Consider the following 1,630-nt stretch of genomic DNA (forward strand, 5'->3'; position numbering starts at 1 on the left):
CATAGGAAGATGAAGCTGATTCAAAGACGTGCTTATGGATTTAGAAATTTTGAAAATTATAGGTTAAGGGTTAAAGTTTTGTGTTCTTGATTAGTGCCCCCTGATTTGGGGAAGAGCCGTTTTTATTTGGGATTTAATGGTAATTTATTGATTGAGTGGTGGCTATGGGTGGACTCGAACCACCGACCTCAGCATTATGAGTGCCGCGCTCTAACCGGCTGAGCTACATAGCCACAAGACGCGTGATTTTGTCTTTTTAAGGGGAAGATGTCAAGTCTGTTAGCCTATTTTTTTTAATTTTTTGTTATAAAAGCTGTTTTATATTAAGAATATAATTTTTAAAGCAGGTATTTTATAAACTTAAATTGGAAAATCGAGGTTACTTATTTTGTATTACTTGGGGGTTATCTATATGATTGATGAATTGAATAAGCGGAGTCAGCTTATTTTCGCCAAAATTTTGGATTACTCATATGGTTGATTTGCATTTCCAAATTTTCTGTAGTGGATTCTAATAATTCTTCTTCGCCTGATGTCCAGAATTTGCAAGTACCTTTATTTTTATATGATAGATAAAGTCCTAGTCCAAACACTAGTGTTGTGAAAGCATAAGCTACAGTCTTTAATATTCTTGTTTCATCAGAATCGTTATCGGCGGTAAAATTTTTAATAAAATTTTTATCGTGAATTTTATCGGAAAACTGATTAAGTCGGGTTAACGCATTTACCTCTGAATTTCTTAAAGTTTGTCTTACACTCTGTGCGTGATTGAATTTATCGATCAGTAATTTCAACTCAGATACATCACTATCACCGCTGTTTTCTATTATTTCTTCTGTAGATCTTTGAAAGCCAGCTTTATAATAGCTGGTAACATACCCATTAGAATCGTAACTAAGAAAAAATCCTGCTGGTAAAATAGATTTTATATCTTCTAATTTTTTTTCTTGATACAGTTCAAAGTCATGGTCCATTTTACTAGTTAACAATTCAAACCTTTTTAGGTGTTTCGCTCTTACCGTATTTATTCGCGGAGGTTGAGTGTTGTACCAGTTATCAAAAAAATTGCTACTCATCTGGCTTTTAATCGTCGAGGCCAAATTAGGATTGGCCTTCAGAACTTTATATAGATGGGCAACATGACCGGATAACAGACAACGTGTTTTTTTAAATTCGCCTGTTATTCGTTCAGATGCTCCGACTATAGCTAATATATATTGTTTCAGCCAATTAATATCATAGAAACAAATGGGTTTGGAGGTTTGTAGTGCCTCATGTAATTTGGTTGAAAAATTTATTGCATCTTCGTTTTGACTAGCCCAAGAGGAAAACTCATCACGATCTAAAAAAGGCGCCGCAAAAAATTCAGCGTTAACATACATAAAGGTTATGATGATTTTTAGTTCGGAGTTGCTAAACATTTTACATAATGATTAATTCATGAGTTAACTTAATTATATAGCAATTAAATTAACTTAATATTAAATGATATGAAAAATTGTAATAATAGCAGGGCGATTTCATCAAAGTTTAAAAACCAATCACTTTTCTTAAGTATTGAGTAGAAAGAGCAGCTTTCATTCTTTTTAAAGCAATACCATCCTGAGAGGATTTGTCCTCTTCCAGCAAT

Annotated in this window: 3 protein-coding genes and 1 tRNA gene; 1 reads left to right on the plus strand and 3 read right to left on the minus strand. The window is 33.1% G+C overall.

From position 1 onward, the window contains the following. On the plus strand, positions 1-90 hold a 90-nt coding region (locus ELY20_RS16685), incomplete at its 5' end, for a transposase (RefSeq protein WP_131775223.1). 66 nt (positions 91-156) lie between these two features. On the opposite strand, the gene ELY20_RS16690 is transcribed toward ELY20_RS16685, so the two are convergent. From ELY20_RS16690 to ELY20_RS17080, 3 genes are all read right to left on the minus strand, one after another. After that, positions 157-233: transfer RNA gene (locus tag ELY20_RS16690), tRNA-Met, on the minus strand. A gap of 210 nt (positions 234-443) precedes the next feature. Then, entirely contained in the window at positions 444-1,382 is a 939-nt protein-coding gene (locus tag ELY20_RS16695) for a hypothetical protein (protein WP_199739271.1), read from the minus strand. Between the two features lie 148 nt (positions 1,383-1,530). After that, on the minus strand, positions 1,531-1,630 hold a 100-nt coding region (locus ELY20_RS17080), incomplete at its 5' end, for a hypothetical protein (protein WP_233590492.1).

The organism is Legionella qingyii, from assembly GCF_003990155.1.
GTDB lineage: Bacteria > Pseudomonadota > Gammaproteobacteria > Legionellales > Legionellaceae > Legionella > Legionella qingyii.

What these genes read in the sequence shown, in the direction of transcription:
- ELY20_RS16695 (WP_199739271.1), bottom strand. Translation starts at nt 1,382, where the DNA reads ATGTATGTTAACGCTGAATTTTTTGCGGCGCCTTTTTTAGATCGTGAT.